This is a genomic window from Streptococcus sp. HSISS3 (assembly GCF_000448605.1).
GTDB lineage: Bacteria > Bacillota > Bacilli > Lactobacillales > Streptococcaceae > Streptococcus > Streptococcus raffinosi.
On sequence record NZ_CM002130.1, the window covers coordinates 585,621 to 588,163 of the forward strand.

Here is a 2,543-nt window from a genome sequence, read left to right on the forward strand (position 1 = left end):
TTTGAGCGCATCGGTTTCAACGAGTGAATCCGTATCGAACTCGTTAAGTTCATCTTTGAGCGCTTCAGCCTCAACGAGTGAATCTGTATCGAATTCTTTGAGTTCATCATTGAGTTCTTCGGTTTCAACAAGTGAATCCGTATCGAACTCGTTAAGTACCTCGTTGAGCGCATCGGTTTCAACAAGCCAATCCGTATCGAATTCCTTGAGTTCATCGTTGAGTGCATCGGTATCAGCTAGTCAGTTCGTGTCAAACTCGTTAAGTAGCTCCTTGAGTACTTCGGTTTCAACGAGTGAATCCGTATCGAACTCGTTAAGTTCATCGTTGAGTACTTCAGTCTCAACAAGCCAATCTGTATCGAATTCTTTGAGTACATCTTTGAGTTCTTCAGTCTCAACAAGTGAATCCGTATTGAACTCGCAAAGCACATCTTTGAGTGCATCGGTATCAGCTAGTCAGTCTGCTTCGAATTCCTTGAGTTCATCGTTGAGTACTTCGGTGTCAGCTAGTCAGTCCGTATCGAACTCATTAAGTAGCTCCTTGAGTACATCAGTTTCAACGAGCCAATTCGTATCGAACTCGTTAAGTAACTCGTTGAGCGCATCGGTTTCAACAAGCCAATCCGTATCGAACTCCTTAAGCACATCATTGAGTTCTTCTGTATCAACAAGTCAGTCTATATCGAACTCATTAAGCGCATCGTTAAGTTCTTCGGTTTCAACGAGTCAGTCCATTTCGAATTCTTTGAGTTCATCACTAAGCGCTTCAGTCTCAGTGAGTCAATCTACTTCAAATTCGTTGAGTACATCATTGAGTACTTCAGTTTCAACAAGTGAGTCTATATCGAACTCCTTAAGTGCGTCGTTGAGTTCTTCAGTTTCAACAAGTGAGTCTATATCGAACTCGTTAAGTAGCTCCTTGAGTACTTCGGTTTCAACGAGCCAGTCCGTATCGAATTCGTTAAGTAGCTCCTTGAGTACTTCGGTTTCAGCTAGTCAGTCCGTATCGAACTCATTAAGTAGCTCCTTGAGTTCCTCAGTATCAGCTAGTCAGTCCGTATCAAACTCGTTAAGCACATCACTGAGTGCTTCAGTGTCTGAATCACAATCCGAGTCAAATTCTCTTTCAGCATCAGAAAGTGCTTCAGTAAGTGAATCACAATCTGAGTCAAATTCCCTTTCAGCATCAGAGAGTGCTTCAGTTTCAGCAAGTCAATCTGTTTCAAATTCAGTAGTTTCTTCATTGAGTGTTTCGGCTTTTGAAAGCTTGTCACAAGCATTTAGTGCGTCAATTTCGACAATTCTTTCAACAGTTGATTCTATTTCGAAATCAGCATCAAGCTTTATTTCTACAAGTGAGTCACTCTCAACGTCTGCTTCAGCATCATTGAGTACATCTGGCTCATTAAGTGCGTCAGTCTCAACCAGTGAATCAATGTCACTCAGCGAGTCATCAAGTATGAACGCTTCAGTTTCAACGAGCCAGTCAGTATCTAACTCATTGTCATCGTCATTAAGTGCTTCAGTCTCAACCAGTGAATCAATGTCACTCAGCGAGTCATCAAGTACGAGTGCTTCAGTTTCAGCGAGTCAATCAGTCTCTAACTCATTGTCATCGTCATTAAGTGCGTCAGTTTCGTCAAGTGAATCCACGTCACTCAGTGAGTCATCAAGCACCAGTGCCTCAGTATCAACGAGTCAGTCCGTCTCAACTTCTGTTTCCGCTTCATTAAGTGCTTCCGTCTCAACCAGTGAATCAATGTCACTCATTGAGTCATCAAGTACGAGCGCTTCAGTTTCAACGAGCCAGTCAGTATCTAACTCATTGTCATCGTCATTAAGTGCGTCAGTTTCGTCAAGCGAATCAACTTCACTAAGCGAGTCAGCAAGTACCAGTGCCTCAGTATCAACGAGCCAGTCAGTATCTAACTCATTGTCATCGTCATTAAGTGCTTCAGTCTCAACCAGTGAATCAATGTCACTCAGCGAGTCGTCAAGTACGAGTGCCTCAGTATCAACGAGTCAGTCAGTTTCAACTTCTGTTTCCGCTTCATTAAGTGCTTCAGTCTCAACCAGTGAATCAATGTCACTCAGCGAGTCGTCAAGTACGAGTGCCTCAGTATCAACGAGTCAGTCCGTCTCAACGTCAGTCTCTGACTCGCAAAGCACAAGCGCTTCAATCTTAACGAGCCAATCAATTTCCGATTCATTGAGCGTATCGGAATCAGAAAGTGCAAGTACGAGTGCCTCAATCTCAACGAGCCAATCTGTTTCAGGTTCATTGAGTGCCTCAGAGTCAGCAAGTGCTTCAACTAGCGTTTCCGCTTCAGTCTCACTCAGCGAATCAACATCACTCAGTGAGTCAGTAAGTACCAGTGCCTCAGTTTCAGCGAGTCAGTCCGTCTCAACGTCAGTTTCTGAATCACAAAGCACAAGCGCTTCAATTTCAACGAGTCAATCCGTCTCAACGTCAGTCTCGTCAAGTGAATCAACATCACTCAGTGAGTCGGTAAGTACCAGTGTCTCTGTTTCAGCGAGTCAAT

General features: G+C 43.6%; 1 protein-coding gene and 1 pseudogene. One reads left to right on the forward strand and one right to left on the reverse strand.

All coding sequences use genetic code 11. The annotated features are described in order from the left end of the window. Window positions 1–240: 240 nt before the first annotated feature. Window positions 241–429, reverse strand: a complete 189-nt coding sequence (locus HSISS3_RS12485; protein ID WP_021151625.1) for a hypothetical protein — start codon at window positions 427–429, stop codon at window positions 241–243. 664 nt (window positions 430–1,093) lie between these two features. Here HSISS3_RS12485 and HSISS3_RS12490 point away from each other — a divergent pair. Further along, window positions 1,094–2,543: pseudogene (locus tag HSISS3_RS12490) on the forward strand (accessory Sec-dependent LPXTG-anchored adhesin); the annotation flags it as partial.